The sequence below is a fragment of the Pseudomonas sp. Cab53 genome, from assembly GCF_018325965.1.
GTDB classification, from domain to species: Bacteria; Pseudomonadota; Gammaproteobacteria; order Pseudomonadales; family Pseudomonadaceae; genus Aquipseudomonas; species Aquipseudomonas chlororaphis_E.
Window position 1 is genome coordinate 5,277,909 of the sequence record NZ_AP021902.1, and the last position, 17,575, is coordinate 5,295,483.

Annotated in this window: 14 protein-coding genes and 3 pseudogenes; 2 read left to right on the top strand and 15 right to left on the bottom strand. The window is 62.8% G+C overall.

Annotated features, from left to right (window positions below; translation table 11 throughout):
* Nucleotides 1-91: 91 nt before the first annotated feature.
* The 7 genes and pseudogenes from thiO to KI241_RS23165 all read right to left on the bottom strand — a co-directional run bounded on the left by thiO (nt 92) and on the right by KI241_RS23165 (nt 6,908).
* Nucleotides 92-1,191 (bottom strand): annotated as a pseudogene (gene thiO / locus KI241_RS23135) (glycine oxidase ThiO).
* A gap of 57 nt (nt 1,192-1,248) precedes the next feature.
* Nucleotides 1,249-1,650, bottom strand: a complete 402-nt coding sequence (locus tag KI241_RS23140) for a type IV pilin protein (RefSeq protein WP_042730702.1) — start codon at nt 1,648-1,650, stop codon at nt 1,249-1,251.
* An 11-nt stretch (nt 1,651-1,661) separates the two neighbouring features.
* Nucleotides 1,662-4,774, bottom strand: a pseudogene (locus KI241_RS23145) (PilC/PilY family type IV pilus protein).
* A complete protein-coding gene (locus tag KI241_RS23150; protein WP_047736284.1) occupies nt 4,761-5,240 on the bottom strand; it encodes a PilX N-terminal domain-containing pilus assembly protein in 480 nt (159 codons plus the stop codon). Before KI241_RS23150 ends, KI241_RS23145 begins: the two are co-directional and overlap by 14 nt.
* An 11-nt stretch (nt 5,241-5,251) precedes the next feature.
* On the bottom strand, nt 5,252-5,977 hold the full coding sequence (locus KI241_RS23155) for a prepilin-type N-terminal cleavage/methylation domain-containing protein (RefSeq protein ID WP_212803045.1): 726 nt from the start codon (nt 5,975-5,977) through the stop codon (nt 5,252-5,254).
* On the bottom strand, nt 5,974-6,438 hold the full coding sequence (pilV, locus tag KI241_RS23160; protein WP_042732997.1) for a type IV pilus modification protein PilV: 465 nt from the start codon (nt 6,436-6,438) through the stop codon (nt 5,974-5,976). The genes KI241_RS23155 and pilV overlap by 4 nt, the downstream gene beginning before the upstream one ends.
* Entirely contained in the window at nt 6,435-6,908 is a 474-nt protein-coding gene (locus tag KI241_RS23165) for a GspH/FimT family pseudopilin (protein WP_042732998.1), read from the bottom strand. The genes pilV and KI241_RS23165 overlap by 4 nt, the downstream gene beginning before the upstream one ends.
* Before the next feature lie 263 nt (nt 6,909-7,171).
* Here KI241_RS23165 and KI241_RS23170 point away from each other — a divergent pair, with 263 nt between their 5' ends.
* A complete protein-coding gene (locus KI241_RS23170) occupies nt 7,172-7,687 on the top strand; it encodes a GspH/FimT family pseudopilin (RefSeq protein WP_042730785.1) in 516 nt (171 codons plus the stop codon).
* Here KI241_RS23170 and ispH read toward each other — a convergent pair.
* The 6 genes and pseudogenes from ispH to murJ all read right to left on the bottom strand — a co-directional run bounded on the left by ispH (nt 7,664) and on the right by murJ (nt 15,204).
* On the bottom strand, nt 7,664-8,611 hold the full coding sequence (ispH, locus tag KI241_RS23175; protein WP_047736289.1) for a 4-hydroxy-3-methylbut-2-enyl diphosphate reductase: 948 nt from the start codon (nt 8,609-8,611) through the stop codon (nt 7,664-7,666). The two genes, KI241_RS23170 and ispH, sit on opposite strands and share 24 nt — an antisense overlap.
* A gap of 207 nt (nt 8,612-8,818) precedes the next feature.
* Entirely contained in the window at nt 8,819-9,256 is a 438-nt protein-coding gene (fkpB, locus tag KI241_RS23180; RefSeq protein ID WP_042730787.1) for an FKBP-type peptidyl-prolyl cis-trans isomerase, read from the bottom strand.
* A complete protein-coding gene (gene lspA / locus KI241_RS23185) occupies nt 9,249-9,761 on the bottom strand; it encodes a signal peptidase II (protein ID WP_042730788.1) in 513 nt (170 codons plus the stop codon). Before lspA ends, fkpB begins: the two co-directional genes overlap by 8 nt.
* Nucleotides 9,754-12,585 (bottom strand): isoleucine--tRNA ligase, encoded by a 2,832-nt coding sequence (gene ileS, locus KI241_RS23190; RefSeq protein ID WP_123579592.1) that lies wholly within the window; start codon nt 12,583-12,585, stop codon nt 9,754-9,756. The genes lspA and ileS overlap by 8 nt, the downstream gene beginning before the upstream one ends.
* Nucleotides 12,586-12,598: 13 nt before the next feature.
* A pseudogene (gene ribF, locus KI241_RS23195) lies at nt 12,599-13,536 on the bottom strand (bifunctional riboflavin kinase/FAD synthetase).
* Nucleotides 13,537-13,665: 129 nt separating this feature from the next.
* On the bottom strand, nt 13,666-15,204 hold the full coding sequence (gene murJ / locus KI241_RS23200; protein WP_042730791.1) for a murein biosynthesis integral membrane protein MurJ: 1,539 nt from the start codon (nt 15,202-15,204) through the stop codon (nt 13,666-13,668).
* Nucleotides 15,205-15,457: 253 nt separating this feature from the next.
* Between murJ and rpsT the strand changes: the two genes are divergently transcribed.
* Complete coding sequence (rpsT, locus tag KI241_RS23205) at nt 15,458-15,736, top strand: 30S ribosomal protein S20 (RefSeq protein ID WP_020798646.1); 279 nt, start codon at nt 15,458-15,460, stop codon at nt 15,734-15,736.
* A 172-nt stretch (nt 15,737-15,908) separates the two neighbouring features.
* Here rpsT and KI241_RS23210 read toward each other — a convergent pair whose 3' ends face one another.
* Both KI241_RS23210 and proB read right to left on the bottom strand, forming a co-directional pair.
* The gene (locus tag KI241_RS23210) at nt 15,909-16,373 is read right to left on the bottom strand and encodes a CreA family protein (RefSeq protein WP_042730792.1); all 465 of its coding nucleotides are present in this window, start codon (nt 16,371-16,373) and stop codon (nt 15,909-15,911) included.
* Between the two features lie 9 nt (nt 16,374-16,382).
* Nucleotides 16,383-17,501 (bottom strand): glutamate 5-kinase, encoded by a 1,119-nt coding sequence (gene proB / locus KI241_RS23215; protein WP_003205734.1) that lies wholly within the window; start codon nt 17,499-17,501, stop codon nt 16,383-16,385.
* Nucleotides 17,502-17,575: the final 74 nt, after the last annotated feature.

Consider the following 17,575-nt stretch of genomic DNA (forward strand, 5'->3'; position numbering starts at 1 on the left):
GGGCGGAACCCTAAGCCGCCGTTACCGCAGCAACGGATATGTGCTCGACCCAAGACCGCCATCGCGAGCAGTCTCGCTCCCACAATTAACCCTACATCCGCCCCGCCGGCGCGTACGGCGCAGGGTCGATCACCGGCTCGCGCCCCAGCATCACATCCGCAAACAACCGACACGACGCCGGCGCCAACACCAACCCATTGCGATAATGCCCACAGTTCAACCACAACCCCGCAAACCCCGGCACTTCACCGATATAGGGAATCCCCTCCGGCGACGCCGGTCGCAACCCTGCCCAATGTCCGACCACCTCGGCATCGGCCAGCGCCGGAATCAGCTGCTGCGCCGAAGCCTTCAGGCTCTCCAGCGCCACATCGGTCGGGGTCTTGTCGAAGCCTTCGCGCTCCAGTGTGCTGCCCACCAGGATGTGCCCGTCGCGACGGGGTATCGCGTAACGGCCCTTGGCCAGGACCATGCTCGACAGGAAATCCGCAGCGCACTTGTACAGGATCATCTGGCCCTTGACCGGCTCGACTGGCAACTTCAGCCCCAGCGTGCCGAGCAACTCGCCACTCCAGGCACCCGCGGCCAGCACCACCTGGTCGCCCTGGATAGGCCCCGCGGAACTGTTCACCCCCACGACACGCTCACCCTCGCGAATGAAGCCGCTGACTTCACAATGCTCATGCAGCGTGACACCGGGCATCGCCAGCAAGGCGGCCTTGAGGGACTTCACCAACCGGGGATTGCGCACGTTGGCGACGTCGGCCATGTAGATCGCCCGGGAAAACCCTGCACCCAGCACCGGCACCGCATCCTGCACGGCACCGATATCCACCGCCCGCAATGGGCGCCCTTCCCGATCCGCCCAGGCCAGCGCTTCGTCCTGGTCATCCAGGTCCAGCCAATACAAGCCGGTGACATGCACTTGCGGATCGACGCCGGTGGACGCGAACAGACGCTGCCCCAGTTGTGGATAAAAATCCTGCGACCAATGGGCCAGGGCGGTGACCGCGGGCTATAGCGCCAGGGGTATAGCGGCGAAACGATACCGCCACCGGCCCAGGAGGCTTCCTGGCCAACACCACTGCGGTCAAGCAGCACCACGCGCTGCCCTTCGCACGCCAGATTGAACGCCGTCAGCAGGCCGATGACGCCCCCGCCGACAATCACCACTTGCTGTTGCATGGTCATGTTCTGATTCGACTCATAAGACAGAGGGCGCAAGACCGCGCCCGAAACAAGGAAAACCTAACGCCCCCAGCAATCCTTGGTGGTCACCCCGCTGGCGGCGTTGAGCATACTCCGTACGCCCGTGTTGTTGAGGGTGAAATCGCCGCACTTGTCCGTCGCCATGGAGGAGCCGCTTTTGCGCACGGCCGTCAGGGTGAAGCTCTGGTCCGCCAGCGTCTGGGTAATGGTGTAGAAATCGTTACCGCTGCTCAGGCCGGTCGCGTTGGTGTAGACGTTGTTCTTCGAGTAGTAGCGCTCGAGAATCTGTGCCTGCTCCGACAACAACCCGGCGATTTCGGTACGCCGCCCCTTCTTCATGTACTCGGTCAGGCTCGGATAGCCGATGGTGACCACGATACCGATGATCGCGATCACGATCATGATTTCGATCAAGGTGAAACCCCGGTTGGAACTGCGCATGCCCTTGCCTCTCACTGTATTTGCCGCCACATGATGCGACGGCTGCCGCCGACGGTCTTTTCCAGCAGGTTGGTGATACCACCGCTGGAGTCATTCACAACCATGTTGGTGGCCCCGCTGGCGCTGACGACGGCGCTCAAGGTCGGGATGCCACCGGTGAAAACGACGCCGGCGGAAATCGTATCGAGGTTGCTGAGGGCGCCGTCATTGTTGGTATCGAGCACCGCATAGTTGAGCATCTTACCGTTGAACGCACTCAACTCGATCAGTTTGCCGGTCCCGAAGCTCGCGCAGGGGTCGGTGGTGTCCACGGCGGCCGTGGTGAAGACCACGCGCCCGAGCACCAGGTTGGCCGAGTTGATCACCCGCTCCCCGGTCAAGACGTTGTTGTACACCAGGGGCAAGTACCAACCCTTTTTCGAGGGGTAGGCCACATCGTTCTGGCTGGTGGTCACGAACTGCCCCGTACTGCCGGAAAACACCCCGGTGATGGCCTGGGCCTGCAGGTTCGAGACGGTGATCTGCCCCCCTCCGCCGACAGCATCCCAGATCGAGTAGAAGCCCTGTAGATCCTTGTTGAGCTTGTCTGCCGTCTCATTGAACTTGCCGGTGCCGAAGAACACCTGGGTCCCGCCTTGGGGGTTGTCCGCCAGCAACGGCTGCACGGTGATGGGCTGGGTAGCGCCCCCCGGTGCGGTGAACAAGGGTTGGCCGGCAAACGCCAGGCCCCAGGCCGTCGGGGAGGTGGCGCTGAGGTCGAATTTCCACATCCGCCCCTTCAGGTCACCACCGTAGGCAGCCTGCACGACGTTCTGGGAGTTGACCCGAAGCTTGACCGACGACAAGCCGTTGTCGGTCTCGCTGCTGTTGATGACGATCTTCCTGATCAGCGAGCCGTCGCGGATATCCACCACATACAGCGCCGCCACGCCGCTGTTGCTGCCATAACCGTTGGAAATGAACGCGGCCCAGCGCCCGTCCGCCAGGCGCGCCACTTCGGGACGGGCATAGGCGTAGCCCAGGTCATTGAAGACGTTGGCCGTGCTGGCCACGGCCGGCGCACTGATTTCCCACAAGGCCCGATACACGTTACCCGCCGCCGCGTCGAACAATTGAACCGCATAGAACGTCCTGCCACCCGCCCCGGTACCGCCCAGGGCGACGGTCTTCCAGGCGGTTCCCGACTGCGTATCGAACACGCCAATCTGCCCGTCCACCAGGAAGTCGTGGCTGACACCGTTGATGTAGTTGGGGTCCGCGATGCCCTGCAACGACGGCAGCACACTCGACGGCATGTACGCATAGCGCCGCGTGCCGTTGGCACTGTTGATGACGCTGAAGAAACCGTCGTTGGCGTTCACCACCAGGCTGCTGCTCATGTTGGTCGCCTTGGTCGCCAGGTAAGTGCTGTAGCTGGTGTCGTTCAGCAGGTCCGCGGCGGTCTGGTCATTGGGCGAGGCCAGCACCAGCGGCGAGTTGATGATGTCCCCCAGCAACACGCTGCGCACCTTGAGCCCGGTCTTGTTGACGCCCTTGCTCCACTCCACCAGATCATTGCCGGTGATGCCCGTGGGCAGGTTCTGGTTGAGGCTGGTTTGCTGGGCCGGTGAAAAGTTGGCGTAGGAAAGGGTCACGGGCGCATTGGTCGCGGTGTTCCAGGATTGATAGGTCGGGGCCGTGGCACCGGGCACGATGGCGGTGTCGGTGGTCCACTGCACCGCCGCCGAATCGACCGTGCCCGCCGACGTGAAGCCGAATGCGCGGATGGTGCCGCGCCAATCCTTGGGGTCGTAGGTGGTCTGGTAGAAGCTGGAGGTGCTGGACAACGAGGCGCCGTTGGTGGCGCCACCGCCGCCCGAACCGGCCTTGGAGGTAATGTCGCTCAAGGCCGAGGACAGCGCCGAGCTCAGGCCTTCGCTATCGGTCGCCTGGTAGTACTTGCCAGCGCCATAGCGGGCGGCATCCGACAGCATCGGGTTGGCCGCGGTGAAACCGACCGTGTAGGTGTTGAGGTATTGCCGGGGAAGTCGGCGGCATTCCAGCTCTTGCCGGTGGCGTCGGTGCCGGTGGAGCGCATGTCGATGTCGAAGGCGAACTTGGCAATGTCATCCAGGTACAGGGTGTCGCCTTCGCCATCGCCGTTGGGGTTGTCGCCGTCGTTGGTGCTGATCCCGTCCCAGTTCGGCAGCCGGGGACCACCCGTAGCCGTAGCCTGCGGGTCATTGGTGGGGAACGTCCGGTCATAGGTGGGCAAGCCGTCGGTGATCACCACGCCGAAGTTCTTCTGGCACCGATACTGGATCGGGCTGGTGTAGGTGGTCGGCGTGCTGTTGTGGTACGGCGCCATGCCCCTGAAATAGCGGGTGATCTCGTAGTAGCTCTCGGCCAACGGTGTATTTGCCACCGCGCCCAGGGCGTTGATGGCGCTGGTCAGCGCGGTGTAGTTGGTATTGGCCTGGGCCTGGGTGACACTGCCGCTGACCGGCGATAGGTCGCTGACCGCCCGGGCGATATAGCCGCCGGGACCGGAGTTGGTGCTGTTGGGCGGGTTGAAGGTGGCCAGGCCGATGCGCAGGGCGCGGTTGCTGGCCACCAGGTCGGTGGAGACGTTCCGGGCCACGTTGATGCGGTAGTCAATGGGGATGGTGCCGGTGGTGAAATCACGGTTCGAGCCGTTGGCGAGGGTCAGCAGGTAGGACAGGTATTTGGTGGTGTAGCGGGTATCGCCCCCACCCACCGGGTCCGGCAACCGCAGGCAGACCCGGCTGAGGATGTTGCGGTAGAAACCGACCCAGCCGCTCGAGCAACCACCGCGCAACAAGCTCGACAGCAAGACATTCCCGTCATCGGGGTCCAGTTGCTGGCCGCCGAAGCAACTGCTGCTCGAGTTGCAGTTGTAGATAAGCGGCCGTGAAACCTCCGGATCGAACCCCGACGCCCAGATGATGCTGTTCATGCTCCCCGAATCGTCGATCAGCAGCATCACGTTCGGCGTCACCGCCCCCGCACTCAACAGTGGCGAATCCGACGGCGTGAAAGCGTAGGCCGGGGCCGCCAGGTAAAGGCCGAGCAGCGCGCCCCACAAGGCCTGCCGCCAGCCGCGACGCCCCTCAGTATTTCGCATAGATGCTCTCCACCACGCTGCGCTGGTTGTTCCCCACCACCGCCACTGCCGTGATCCGATACAGCGTCGCCGAAGTATTGCTGGGTACGTTGACCGCCGTGAGCGTGGTGCCGATGTTCTGTACGCCATAGAAGCCTGCGCCGGCGGCGACCCAGGTCACCCCCGAGGTGGAATTGCGCCCGGCGGCCGTCACAGTTGCCGACTCGGCCGGTGGCGCACATTGGGTCGCGGTGGTACACACTGCCAGCGAATAAGTGTCGACCTGCACCGCGCTCTCGCCCATCCGCAGCGCCGCCTCGGCGATCTGGAACGACTGGTTGCGCAGCATGACGCTGCTGGTCATTTTTTCCTGGAGCGTGGCGCTCTGCATGGACGACAGCCCGATCAGGGTCAACAGCAGCAGAAACACCAGGCTGACCAGCAAAGCCATGCCACGTTGTCGATGTTTGATTGGAATCGATTTCATGGGCTTGCCCTTTACAACAGCCGGTTGCGCAAGGCGGCAACCACGTTGAAGGTTTGCTCGCGCACCGCGTTTCGCGGATCGAAAAGCGTCAGGCTCAGGCGCACGCTGCGGATCAGTGCCGGGTCGGCCGGGTTGCTGCTGTAGCTGGACGCCGCGATGTCCGAGGCACTGCCGGCCACGCCGAAGGTCACGCTGAACGTGCGCACGTTATCCACCAGCACCGCCATGGGCGGGTTGGCAGGACCGCCGGCTGTCTGGACGCCCATCAGCAGCTGGTTGTTGCTGTAGCTGTAGATCAATCGCCTGATCGGAAACGCGATTTGCCCGGCCGCAGGCGCCCGCACGCCCGTGTAGGCGGTGGCCGAGGTGCGACAGTCGGAAACCACGGTCCAGGTGGGCGCCCCGCCGCCACTGCCCACGTCCGCCGTCACCAGGGTCAACTTCAGGTTGGCGTTGTCCCAGCGGATCGGCGTGATCTGGCTGGCGTTGAAATCCCCGGCGGCGGACGCGTCGGTGATGCTCCCCAGGCAACCGAACATCCCCACCATGCGCAGCTCCTGGACCATTTTGCTCAAGGCGAACCGCGCATCCTCCTGAATCACCGCCGCCGCCCCCTGGCTGACGTAGGTGTTCTTCGCGGCGATGAAAATCTGCACGACCCCCAGCACGACGATCAGGCTGAGCACCAGCGCGATCATCAGCTCGATCAGGCCGAAACCCCGGCTGCGCCCGTTCATGGCGTCGGCGTCGCGATCGGGTCGACGGCGACACGGCTGGTCAGCACGAAGCTGCGCCGCGCGTCGGCCGCGTTGGTGGTGTTGGCGGCCCTCGCATCGTCCCAGGAAATGGTGATGGTGTAGACGCGCTGGTTCAGGGCGACGGTGCCGGTGGCCGTGGCGCCGCCGAAGGCGATGATGTTGGTCTTGAAGTCGTAGAGGTCCTGGTCCCGCGCCACATTGAGGTTTGGCGCGCTGGGCGGCGTGACGGTGTAGTCCGCGCCGGAGTTGGCGCGTATGCGGTCCAGCAGGTCATAGGCGATGAAACTGGCCTGGCTGGTCATGCGCGAGCTGTCGGTGTACTTGAGGGCGTTGAGCTGGATCATCGCGGCGCCCAACAAGCCCACGCCGAGAATCAACACCGCCACCAGCACCTCGATCAGGGTCATGCCCTCCTGCGCGCGTCTACTGCAATCCTTCATCCGCAACTTCCACCCAATACGATTCTTCCGTTGAGGCAAACATTCAGCGTCCTGCTCTGTGTTCCCCGCACATAATTGAAACCCACCGGCGTGGCCGGTGCCGATAATCCGCCCAGGTTGTTGAAATCAATCGCGGTCACGTCTGAGGTTAGCGTCAGAGTCGCGCCACCGCCCATCGCTGGAACAACCCGCAATACATTGGCCGGCGTGCCCGTACTGTCATACACCGTCAGTTCGCCGCTCCAGGCGCTGCCCAGCACCGTGGGGCGAATCCTGATGGTGGTACCCCGGTCGATGGCCTCCATCCGGGCGAAGTTCAACGCCCGACGCAGGTCGCCGATCTCGGTATCGGCCCGGGTGCCCTGCATTGAACTGGTGAAGGCCGGCACCGCCAGGGTGATGAGGATCAGCATGACGCCAAGGGTTACCAGCACCTCGATCAGCGTGAAACCTTTTGTACGAAGATCCATCGATGCCCTCTGCCGCCGTCGGCTATACCTGCTTTTACAAAGCTAGAACAAACAGCCGCAGCATGCGTAACGCTGATCAACTGTGGCGAGGGGATTTATCCCCGTTGGGCTGCGAAGCAGCCCCAATGAAGCTGATCACCGTTGCGACCTGATGCACGGCTGCGTTTGGTTTGGGGCTGCTACGCAGCCCAACGGGGATAAATCCCCTCGCCACAACTCACCAGCCTCAGAACCGTTTTCACGCACTCCAGGGAGGAGGCAACATGCACCAACAGGGGTTCAGCCTGATCGAGCTGCTCATGGGACTGGCAATTGCCGCGATTGTTCTGCCGTGGGCCAGTTCCGGCTACAAAGCGCTCATCGAATCCATCGAACGCAAGGACGCCGCCCGGTTACTGGCCAGTGGCTTGCGCACTGCGCGAAGCGAAGCCATCACCCGTAACCGGACGGTGGCGATCAGAGGGATAGACAATGACTGGAGCAAAGGGTGGCAAATCATTCTGGACGGCGATGACCAGGCGCTGCTGACACAGCGCAGCAACGGGGCTCGCATCATGGGTAACTGGGCGATGAAAGGGTCGGTCAGGTTCGCCTTCCATGGCCAGGCGGTATGGCCCAGCGGGGCCTTTCATTCGGGAACGCTATACGTCTGTGGCAAACACGACTCGATCAGCCACCATCAAGTGGTGCTCGCGCCCTCAGGGCGCGTGAGCCTGCGCAACGAGGTCGCCGAGCAGGCCGCGTGCGAAAAGCGCTTAAAGCAGCGAGCGGACGCGTAGTTCCTTGGGCATGGAGAACGTGATGTTTTCCTCGCGGCCGGCCAGTTCATCGGCACCTGTAGCGCCCCAGGCCTGCAACTGCTGGATCACCCCACGCACCAGCACCTCGGGGGCCGACGCACCGGCGGTGATACCGATGCGCTCGACACCGTCGAACCAACTGCGCTGCAGGTCCTCGGCACCGTCGATCAGGTAGGCCGGCGTGGACATGCGCTCGGCCAGCTCGCGCAAGCGGTTGGAGTTGGAGCTGTTCGGACTGCCGACGACCAACACCACGTCGCACTCGTTGGCCAATTGCTTGACCGCGTCCTGGCGATTCTGGGTGGCGTAGCAGATGTCATCCTTGCGCGGCCCGCCGATGGCCGGGAAACGCGAGCGCAGGGCGTCGATCACGCGGCTGGTATCGTCCATGGACAGCGTGGTCTGGGTGACGAAGGCCAGGCTCTCGGGGTTGCGGACCTGCAGGGCAGCCACGTCGTCCTCGTCCTCGACCAGGTAGATCGCGCCGCCATTGCTGGCATCGTACTGACCCATGGTGCCTTCGACTTCCGGGTGGCCCTCGTGGCCGATCAGGATGCATTCGCGACCGTCACGGCTGTAGCGCGCCACTTCGATGTGCACCTTGGTCACCAACGGGCACGTCGCGTCGAACACCTTCAGGCCACGGCCGGCGGCTTCGGTGCGTACGGCCTGGGAAACCCCGTGGGCACTGAAGATCACGATGACGTCGTCCGGCACCTGGTCCAGTTCCTCGACGAAGATGGCCCCGCGGCTGCGCAGGTCTTCGACGACGAATTTGTTGTGGACCACTTCGTGGCGCACATAGATCGGCGGACCGAAAACTTCCAGGGCGCGGTTGACGATTTCGATCGCCCGGTCCACACCGGCGCAGAAGCCACGGGGGTTGGCGAGTTTGATTTGCATGCTGTGCCTCGTGTCTTGCGCGCAAGAAATTGAATGCTTGCCTGTTAATCGAGCAAAAGGCCCGAGAACAAGGAGATCCCCTGTGGGAGCGAGCTTGCTCGCGATGGCGGCGAGTCTGTCACCCCTGTATTGAAAGTGACTCCGTCATCGCGAGCAAGCTCGCTCCCACAGTGAATCGGGTGGCAGCAGGAACTGCCCTGTTAAATCCTAAACCGCCTTGACCTCAAGAATTTCCACTTCGAAATTCAAGGTCTTGCCCGCCAGGGGATGGTTGAAATCCACGGTCACCTGGGCGTCGTCGAAAGCCTTCACCACGCCCGGCAGTTCGGTGTTGGCCGCGTCATTGAAGATCACCAGCAGCCCCTCCGACAGCTCCATGTCCTGGAACTGGGAGCGTGGCATGGTCTGCACGTTCTGTGGATTGGGCTGACCAAAGGCGTTTTCCGGGGCAACGATCACGGTGCGCTTGTCGCCGGCCTTGAAACCGAAGATCGCCGCCTCGAAGCCTGGCAACAGGTTGCCATCACCGACCTTGAACACCGCCGGGGCCTTGTCGAAAGTGCTGTCGACGGTGTCGCCGTTTTCCAGGTGCAGGGCAAAGTGCAGCTTCACTTCGGTGTTTTGAGCGATACGCTGCTCAGTCATGGACGGCTTCTCCGGTTTTCTTGCTCTTGAACATGTCCAGGGCGAGCATGATCGCGCCCACGGTGATGGCGCTGTCGGCAAAGTTGAACGCCGGGAAGTACCAGCGGTTCTGCCAATGCACCAGGATGAAATCGATCACGTGGCCCAGGGCGATGCGGTCATAGAGATTGCCCAGGGCGCCGCCGAGAACCAGTGCCAGCGCCACCGCCAGCCAGGTTTCATCGCGGCCCAGGCGCTTGAGCCAGACCACCAGCACCGCGCTGACCACGATGGCAATCAAGGCGAACAGCCAGCGCTGCCAGCCCGAACTGTCGGCCAGGAAGCTGAATGCCGCCCCCGTGTTGTAGGCCAGCGTCCAGCTGAAGTAGTCGGGAATGACCACGATCTGCTGGTACATGGTCAACGAGCTTTCAAAGTAGAACTTGCTGGCCTGGTCGATGACCAGCACCAGCACGCTCAACCAGAGCCAGCCCAGCCGTCCGAAACGGCCCGCTGCGTTAGGCATAGTGGCGAACCTCACCGGTGCCGCTGATGTTGTCGACACAACGACCGCAGATTTCCGGATGCTCCGGGTTCACGCCGACGTCTTCGCGGCAGTGCCAGCAACGGGCGCACTTGACGAAGCTCGACTTGACCACCTTGAGCTTCAGGCCCGCCACTTCGGTGACCACGGCATCGGCCGGGGCCTGCACCAACGGGGCGACACTGGCGGTGGAGGTGATCAGCACGAAGCGCAGTTCGTTGCCCAGCTTGGCCAGGTCAGCCCCCAGGGACTCCTCGGCATAGAGGGTCACTTCGGCTTGCAGGTTGCCACCGACGGCCTTGGCCGCACGCTGGATTTCCATTTCCTTGTTGACCGCCGCCTTGACCGCCATGACGCGATCCCAATAGGCACGGTCCAGCTCGAAGCCTTGCGGCAGTTCGGTCAGGCCTTCGTACCAGGTGTTGAGCATCACCGATTCGTTACGCTCGCCCGGCAGATATTGCCACAGCTCGTCGGCGGTAAACGCCAGGATCGGCGCGATCCAGCGCACCAGCGCCTCGCTGATGTGGAACAGCGCGGTCTGGCACGAGCGACGCGCCTTGCTGTTGGCGCCGGTGGTGTACTGGCGGTCCTTGATGATGTCGAGGTAGAAACCGCCCAGCTCCTGCACGCAGAAGTTGTGGATCTTCGAGTAGACGTTCCAGAAGCGGTATTCGCCGTAGTGCTCCTGCAATTCGCGTTGCAGCAGCAGGGTACGGTCCACGGCCCAACGGTCCAGGGCCAGCATGTCTTCAGCCGGCAGCAGGTCGGTGGTCGGGTTGAAGCCGGTCAGGTTCGACAGCAGGAAGCGCGCGGTATTACGGATGCGCCGGTAGGCGTCCGCACTGCGCTGCAGGATCTGGTCGGACACCGCCATCTCGCCGGAATAGTCGGTGGAGGCCACCCACAGGCGCATGATGTCGGCGCCCAGGGTGTCGTTGACCTTCTGCGGCGCGATCACGTTGCCCAAGGACTTGGACATCTTGCGGCCGGCTTCGTCGACGGTGAAACCGTGGGTCAGCAACTCGCGATACGGTGCGTGGTTGTCGATGGCGCAACCGGTCAGCAAGGACGAGTGGAACCAGCCGCGGTGTTGGTCCGAGCCTTCCAGGTAGAGGTCGGCACGCGGGCCGCTCTCATGGCCCATCGGGTGCGAACCGCGCAGCACATGCCAGTGGGTGGTGCCGGAGTCGAACCAGACGTCCAGGGTGTCGCTGATCTTGTCGTACAGCGGCGCTTCGTCGCCCAGCAGCTCGGCGGCGTCCATCTTGAACCAGGCTTCGATGCCTTCGACTTCGACGCGCTTGGCCACCTCTTCCATCAGTTCGACGGTGCGCGGGTGCAGCTCACCGCTTTCCTTGTTCAGGAAGAACGGGATCGGCACGCCCCAGTTGCGCTGGCGGGAGATGCACCAGTCCGGACGGTTGGCGATCATCGAGTGCAGGCGCGCCTGGCCCCAGGCCGGGACGAACTTAGTGTCTTCGATGGCCTTGAGCGAGCGCTGGCGCAGTGTGTCGCCGCTGGCCGGCTGCTTGTCCATGCCGATGAACCACTGCGCGGTGGCGCGGTAGATCAGCGGGGTCTTGTGGCGCCAGCAGTGCATGTAGCTGTGCTCGATGACGGTGGTGTGCAGCAGCGCACCGACTTCGGTCAGCTTGTCGACGATGGCTGGGTTGGCTTTCCAGATGAACTGGCCGCCAAAGAACGCCAGCGACGGCGCGTACACGCCATTGCTCTGGACCGGATTGAGGATGTCGTCGTTGACCATGCCGTACTTCTTGCAGGTCACGAAGTCATCCACGCCATAAGCCGGTGCGGAGTGAACCACACCGGTGCCGGCGCCCAGTTCCACGTAGTCGGCCAGGTACACCGGCGACAGGCGATCATAGAACGGGTGACGGAAGTTGATCAGTTCCAGCGCCGAACCCGGGGCGATGGCCAGCACCGAGCCTTCGAGGCCGTAGCGGCCCAGGCAGGACTCGACCAGTTCCTCGGCCAGCACCAGCAGCTTGTCGCCGACGTCCACCAGCGCGTAGTTGAATTCCGGATGGACGTTCAGCGCCTGGTTGGCCGGGATGGTCCACGGGGTGGTGGTCCAGATCACGATCGCGGCCGGCTTGGCCAACTGGCCCAGGCCGAACGCGGCGGCCAGCTTGTCTTCATCGGCGATCGGGAACGCCACGTCGATGGTCGACGACTTCTTGTTCTCGTACTCGACTTCCGCCTCGGCCAGGGCCGAACCGCAATCGAAGCACCAGTTCACCGGCTTGAGGCCCTTGAACACGAAACCGCCCTCGACGATTTTCGCCAAGGCACGGATTTCACCGGCTTCGTTCTTGAAGTCCATGGTCTTGTACGGATTGGCGAAGTCGCCCAGCACGCCGAGGCGGATGAATTCCGACTTCTGCCCTTCGATCTGCTCGGTGGCGTAGGCACGGCACAGCTCGCGGGTCTTGTCGGCGCCCAGGTTCTTGCCGTGGGTCACTTCCACCTTGTGTTCGATCGGCAGGCCGTGGCAATCCCAGCCCGGAACATACGGTGCGTCAAAACCCGACAGGGTCTTGGAGCGCACGATCATGTCCTTGAGAATCTTGTTCAGTGCGTGACCGATATGGATCGTGCCGTTGGCATACGGAGGGCCGTCGTGCAGGACGAACTTCGGACGATCCTTGCCAATTTCGCGCAACTTTCCGTACAGGCCAATGCTGTCCCAACGCTGCAGAATCTGTGGTTCGCGCTGAGGCAGGCCGGCCTTCATAGGGAAGGCGGTGTCCGGAAGGTTTAGCGTGGCTTTATAGTCGGTCATTTAAGGCTCTTCATTAGCGATTGGCGCTGGTTGCGACAAGGGCACGGGCGGCGGCGATATCTGCATGGATCGCCGTCTTGAGCGCCTCCAGGGAGGCAAAACGCTGCTCTTCACGCAGCTTCTGGTGGAAAACCACCGTCAAACGCCGGTCATACAGATCGCCGGCAAAATCCAGAACATGTACTTCGAGGTGGGCTTTGCCATCCCCTGGACCGTGGGCCGTACGCCGATATTGGCGACACCGGGCCAGGCCTTGCCGTCGATCTCGACGCTGACCAGGAACACCCCGGTCAGCGGCACGCGACGGCGCTTGAGTTGCACGTTGGCAGTCGGCGTGCCCAATTGACGCGCCAGTTTCTGCCCATGCAGGATCCGCCCGGCAATCCGGTACGGACGGCCGAGCAGACGCTCGGCCAGTTCGAAGTCGGCAGCGGCCAGGGCATTGCGGACCTGGGTACTGCTCACGCGCAAGCCGTCCAGTTCGACGGTCTGCGCGGCTTCGACGGTAAAACCATGGACGCTGCCGGACTGTTGCAGGTATTCGAAATCCCCGGAACGGTCGCAGCCGAAGCGGAAATCATCACCCACTTCCAGGTGTTTCACGTCGAGACCGTCCACCAGGATGGTCTCGACGAACTCGGCGGCACTGAGCTTGCTCAGGCGCTGGTTGAAGGCCAGGCACAAGACCCGGTCGACGCCTTCGCTGGCAAGCAGTTGCAACTTGTCCCGCAGCCGGGCCAGACGGGCCGGCGCGGTGTCCGGGGCAAAAAACTCCCGCGGCTGCGGCTCGAAGATGACCACGCAGCTGGGCACGCCCAATTCCAGCGCACGCTCACGCAGCCGCGCCAGGATAGCCTGGTGGCCACGGTGGACACCGTCAAAGTTGCCAATAGTGGCGACACAGCCCCGATGCTGGGGGCGCAGGTTGTGGAGGCCTCGAACCAGCTGCATAACGCGCTTCTTGCTCATAAAGTGGCCGATTATAACCACACCCGGCGGCCGACGACAGGCAACACCGTAACCCAAAGTGCTCGAACCGACAAAACCACTGCCCGGTCCGGGTTGATCGAGGCCCCGCCCTCAGCCCAAGGCCTTGCGATTGAAGTCCCGCAGGCGGAATCCCATCAGCAGCAACATGCCGAAATACGCCACCACGCCCGCGACAACCAGCACGCCCAGGCGCAGGAAACGTTCGAGCATCTGCCCTTCGCTCCAGGCCGGCATGAAGTGCAGCGCCCCCAGCAGGACCGCCGACATCACCGCCACGGCGACCAGCAACTTGAGGCCAAACCGGCCCCAGCCCGGCTGGGGCTGATACATCTTCTGCTTGCGCAACTGATAGAACAGCAGCCCGGCATTGAGACAGGCACCGGCACTGATCGCCAAGGCCAGCCCGGCGTGGGCCAGTGGACCGATGAGCAGGAGGTTGAACAACTGCGTCATCACCAGGGTGAACACGGCGATCTTTACCGGCGTGCGAATGTTCTGCTGAGCGTAGAACCCCGGCGCCAGCACCTTGATCACGATGATCCCGAGCAGGCCCACCGAATAGGCGATCAGCGCCCGCTGGGTCATGACGGCGTCGAAGGCATTGAACTGGCCGTACTGGAACAACGAAACCGTCAACGGCTCGGCGAGGATACCCAGCGCCAGGGCACAAGGCAGCACCAGCACGAAGCACAGCCGCAGGCCCCAATCGAGGATGCGCGAATACTCCTGGCGGTCCTGGTTGGCGTAGGTCTTGGCGAGGGTCGGCAGCAGGATGGTGCCCAAGGCCACGCCCAGCACACCGGACGGCAGCTCCATCAGACGGTCGGCGTAGTACATCCAGGACACGGAACCAGCCACTAGAAACGAGGCGAAAATCGTGTTGATGATCAGGGAAATCTGACTCACCGACACGCCGAGGATTGCCGGCAGCATCTGTTTCATCACCCGCCACACGCCGCTGTCACGCAGGTTCAGCCGGGGCAGCACCAACATGCCGATCTTTTTCAGGTGAGGCAGTTGGTACAGCAACTGCGCCAGGCCGCCCACCAGCACCGCCCAACCAAGGGCCATCACCGGCGGGTCGAAATACGGTGTCAGGAACAGCGCGAACACGATCATGCTGACGTTGAGCAAGGTCGGCACGAAGGCCGGGACGGAAAAACGGTTCCAGGTATTGAGGATCGCGCCGGCCAGGGACGACAGGGAAATCAGCAATATATAAGGGAAGGTCACCCGCAACAGGTCGGAGGTGAGCTGGAATTTCTCCGGGGTGTCGGCAAACCCCGGCGCCGTGGCCCAGATGACCCAGGGGGCGGCGAGCATGCCGGCGGCGGTGACCAGCGCCAGCACCAAGGTCAGCAGGCCAGTGACATAGGCAATGAATGTGCGGGTCGCTTCGTCGCCTTTCTGGCTCTTGTATTCCGCCAGGATCGGCACGAAGGCCTGGGAGAACGCGCCCTCGGCGAAGATCCGCCGCAGCAGGTTGGGCAGCTTGAAGGCGATGAAAAAGGCGTCGGTGGCCATTCCGGCCCCGAAAATGCGCGCGATCAGCGTATCGCGAACAAACCCCAGGACACGGGAAAGCATCGTGATAGAGCTGACGGCAGCCAACGATTTGAGCAGATTCATGAAAAGAGTTTTGCCTGTCGATAAACAGCAGGCGAACAACGCGCCCACTTGTGCGATACTCCGCGCCGCTAAACAGCACAGCGCCAAAGCCCGCGAGTTTACAGGTCGCACGCCGGAAAGAAATCACCCGGTGCGTAGCACCTGCCATTCAGCGGAACGTGTCACCCGCCCTTGACAAGACCTCAACTCATCGGCATGATTCGCGGCCTATTTTGTTTGCTATTTCCTAAAAAGTCTTTCGAGGAGCTCGACGGTGGCCAACTCACCTTCCGCCAAAAAACGTGCAAAACAGGCTGAGAAGCGTCGCAGCCACAACGCCAGCCTGCGTTCCATGGTCCGTACCTACATCAAGAATGTAGTTAAGGCCATCGACGCAAAAGACGCTGAAAAAGCTCAAGCTGCTTACGTTCTGGCTGTGCCAGTTATCGACCGCATGGCCGATAAAGGCATCATCCACAAGAACAAGGCTGCTCGCCATAAGAGCCGCCTGAATGGCCACGTAAAGGCCCTGAACGTTGCCGCTGCTGCCTAAGCGACGCGCTCATTAAAAAACCGACCTCAGGGTCGGTTTTTTATTGCCTGCAACTCTTCATTCAGAACATTGTGGGAGCGAGCTTGCTCGCGATGGCGGAGCATCAGACAAATCGTTGTTACTGACGCACCGCCATCGCGAGCAAGCTCGCTCCCACAGGGCTATGTGTCGATTATTGAGTACGAGCCCACGGCAGGATCGGGATCGCCGTCACCGCGTTCTGCGGGCTGCCCTCTATCACGCGATCGCTGTAGACCAGATACACCAGCGTGTTGCGCTTCTTGTCGAGGAAACGCACCACCTGCATGGTCTTGAACACCAGCGAAGTGCGCTCCCTGAACACCTCATCGCCGTCCTTGAGCTCGCCCTTGAAGCTGATCGGCCCCACCTGGCGACAAGCAATGGAGGCCTCGGCACGGTCTTCGGCCAGGCCCAGGCCACCTTTCACGCCACCAGTCTTGGCCCGCGACAGGTAGCAGGTCACGCCTTCGACCTTGGGGTCGTCGAACGCCTCGACCACGATCCGGTCGTTCGGCCCGACAAACTTGAACACGGTGGATACCTGGCCGATCTCCTCGGCCGAAGCCAACAGCGGCACCGCCAGCAGCAAGCCGATCAATCCTTTTGCCAAACCCATGATTTTTCCTTAGACGAGGATCAGGTTGTCACGGTGAACCAGCTCAGGCTCCGCCATGTACCCCAACAGACCAACGATTGCATCGGACGACTGGCCGATGATTTTCTGGGCTTCCAGCGCACTGTAGTTGGCCAGGCCACGGGCGATCTCGCGACCGTCCGGCGCCACGCACACGACCATTTCGCCACGCCGGAAACTGCCTTGGACCAGCTTCACACCCACTGGCAGCAAGCTTTTGTTGCCCTGGGACAGCGCCGCGACGGCGCCCGCGTCCAGCACCAGGGTGCCACGGGTCTGCAGGTGCCCGGCCAGCCACTGCTTGCGCGCCGCCAGCATGCCGCGCTCAGGGGAAAGCAAGGTGCCGATACGCTCGCCGGCTTTCAGGCGATCCAGCACCCGCTCCAGCCGCCCACCAACGATGATTGTATGAGCCCCGGAACGCGCCGCCAGCCGCGCGGCACGCAGCTTGGTCTGCATGCCGCCGCGCCCCAGCGCGCCCCCCGTACCACCCGCCACCGCATCCAACGCCGGATCATCGGCCCGAGCTTCGTAGATCAGCTTGGCATCGGGATTGTTGCGCGGGTCGGCATCGAACATGCCGTCACGGTCGGTGAGGATCACCAGCAGGTCCGCCTCCACCAGGTTCGCCACCAGCGCGGCCAGGGTGTCGTTGTCGCCGAAACGGATCTCGTCGGTGACCACTGTGTCGTTCTCGTTGATCACCGGGATGACCTTCAACTCCACCAGCGCGCGCAAGGTGCTGCGGGCATTGAGGTAGCGCTTGCGGTCCGACAGGTCGTCATGGGTCAGCAGGATCTGCGCCGTGTGGCGACCGTGCTCGGCAAAGCTCGACTCCCAAGCCTGCACCAGGCCCATCTGGCCGATGGCGGCAGCGGCTTGCAATTCGTGCATCGCACTGGGTCGCGACGTCCAGCCCAAACGGCTCATGCCGGCCGCCACGGCACCGGAAGAAACCAACACCAGTTCGACGCCAGCCTCATGCAGGGCCACCATCTGCTCGACCCACACCGCCATGGCCTGGCGATCCAGCCCCTTGCCATCCGCCGTCAGCAGTGCGCTGCCGATCTTCACGACCCAGCGCTGCGCACCCGTCACCTTGCTCCGCATCATCTTCAACCTTTGCCAGCGGACGGCGCGACCCAGCGCCGCCCATGGGATTATTCGTATTTGCGTTCTACAGA

Bases quoted from the DNA above. Each gene is read 5' to 3' on its own strand.
- KI241_RS23140 (WP_042730702.1), bottom strand. From the start codon at position 1,650: ATGCGCAGTTCCAACCGGGGTTTCACCTTGATCGAAATCATGATCGTG.
- KI241_RS23150 (WP_047736284.1), bottom strand. From the start codon at position 5,240: ATGAAATCGATTCCAATCAAACATCGACAACGTGGCATGGCTTTGCTG.
- KI241_RS23155 (WP_212803045.1), bottom strand. From the start codon at position 5,977: ATGAACGGGCGCAGCCGGGGTTTCGGCCTGATCGAGCTGATGATCGCG.
- pilV (WP_042732997.1), bottom strand. From the start codon at position 6,438: ATGAAGGATTGCAGTAGACGCGCGCAGGAGGGCATGACCCTGATCGAG.
- KI241_RS23165 (WP_042732998.1), bottom strand. From the start codon at position 6,908: ATGGATCTTCGTACAAAAGGTTTCACGCTGATCGAGGTGCTGGTAACC.
- KI241_RS23170 (WP_042730785.1), top strand. From the start codon at position 7,172: ATGCACCAACAGGGGTTCAGCCTGATCGAGCTGCTCATGGGACTGGCA.
- ispH (WP_047736289.1), bottom strand. From the start codon at position 8,611: ATGCAAATCAAACTCGCCAACCCCCGTGGCTTCTGCGCCGGTGTGGAC.
- fkpB (WP_042730787.1), bottom strand. From the start codon at position 9,256: ATGACTGAGCAGCGTATCGCTCAAAACACCGAAGTGAAGCTGCACTTT.
- lspA (WP_042730788.1), bottom strand. From the start codon at position 9,761: ATGCCTAACGCAGCGGGCCGTTTCGGACGGCTGGGCTGGCTCTGGTTG.
- ileS (WP_123579592.1), bottom strand. From the start codon at position 12,585: ATGACCGACTATAAAGCCACGCTAAACCTTCCGGACACCGCCTTCCCT.
- murJ (WP_042730791.1), bottom strand. From the start codon at position 15,204: ATGAATCTGCTCAAATCGTTGGCTGCCGTCAGCTCTATCACGATGCTT.
- KI241_RS23210 (WP_042730792.1), bottom strand. From the start codon at position 16,373: ATGGGTTTGGCAAAAGGATTGATCGGCTTGCTGCTGGCGGTGCCGCTG.
- proB (WP_003205734.1), bottom strand. From the start codon at position 17,501: ATGCGGAGCAAGGTGACGGGTGCGCAGCGCTGGGTCGTGAAGATCGGC.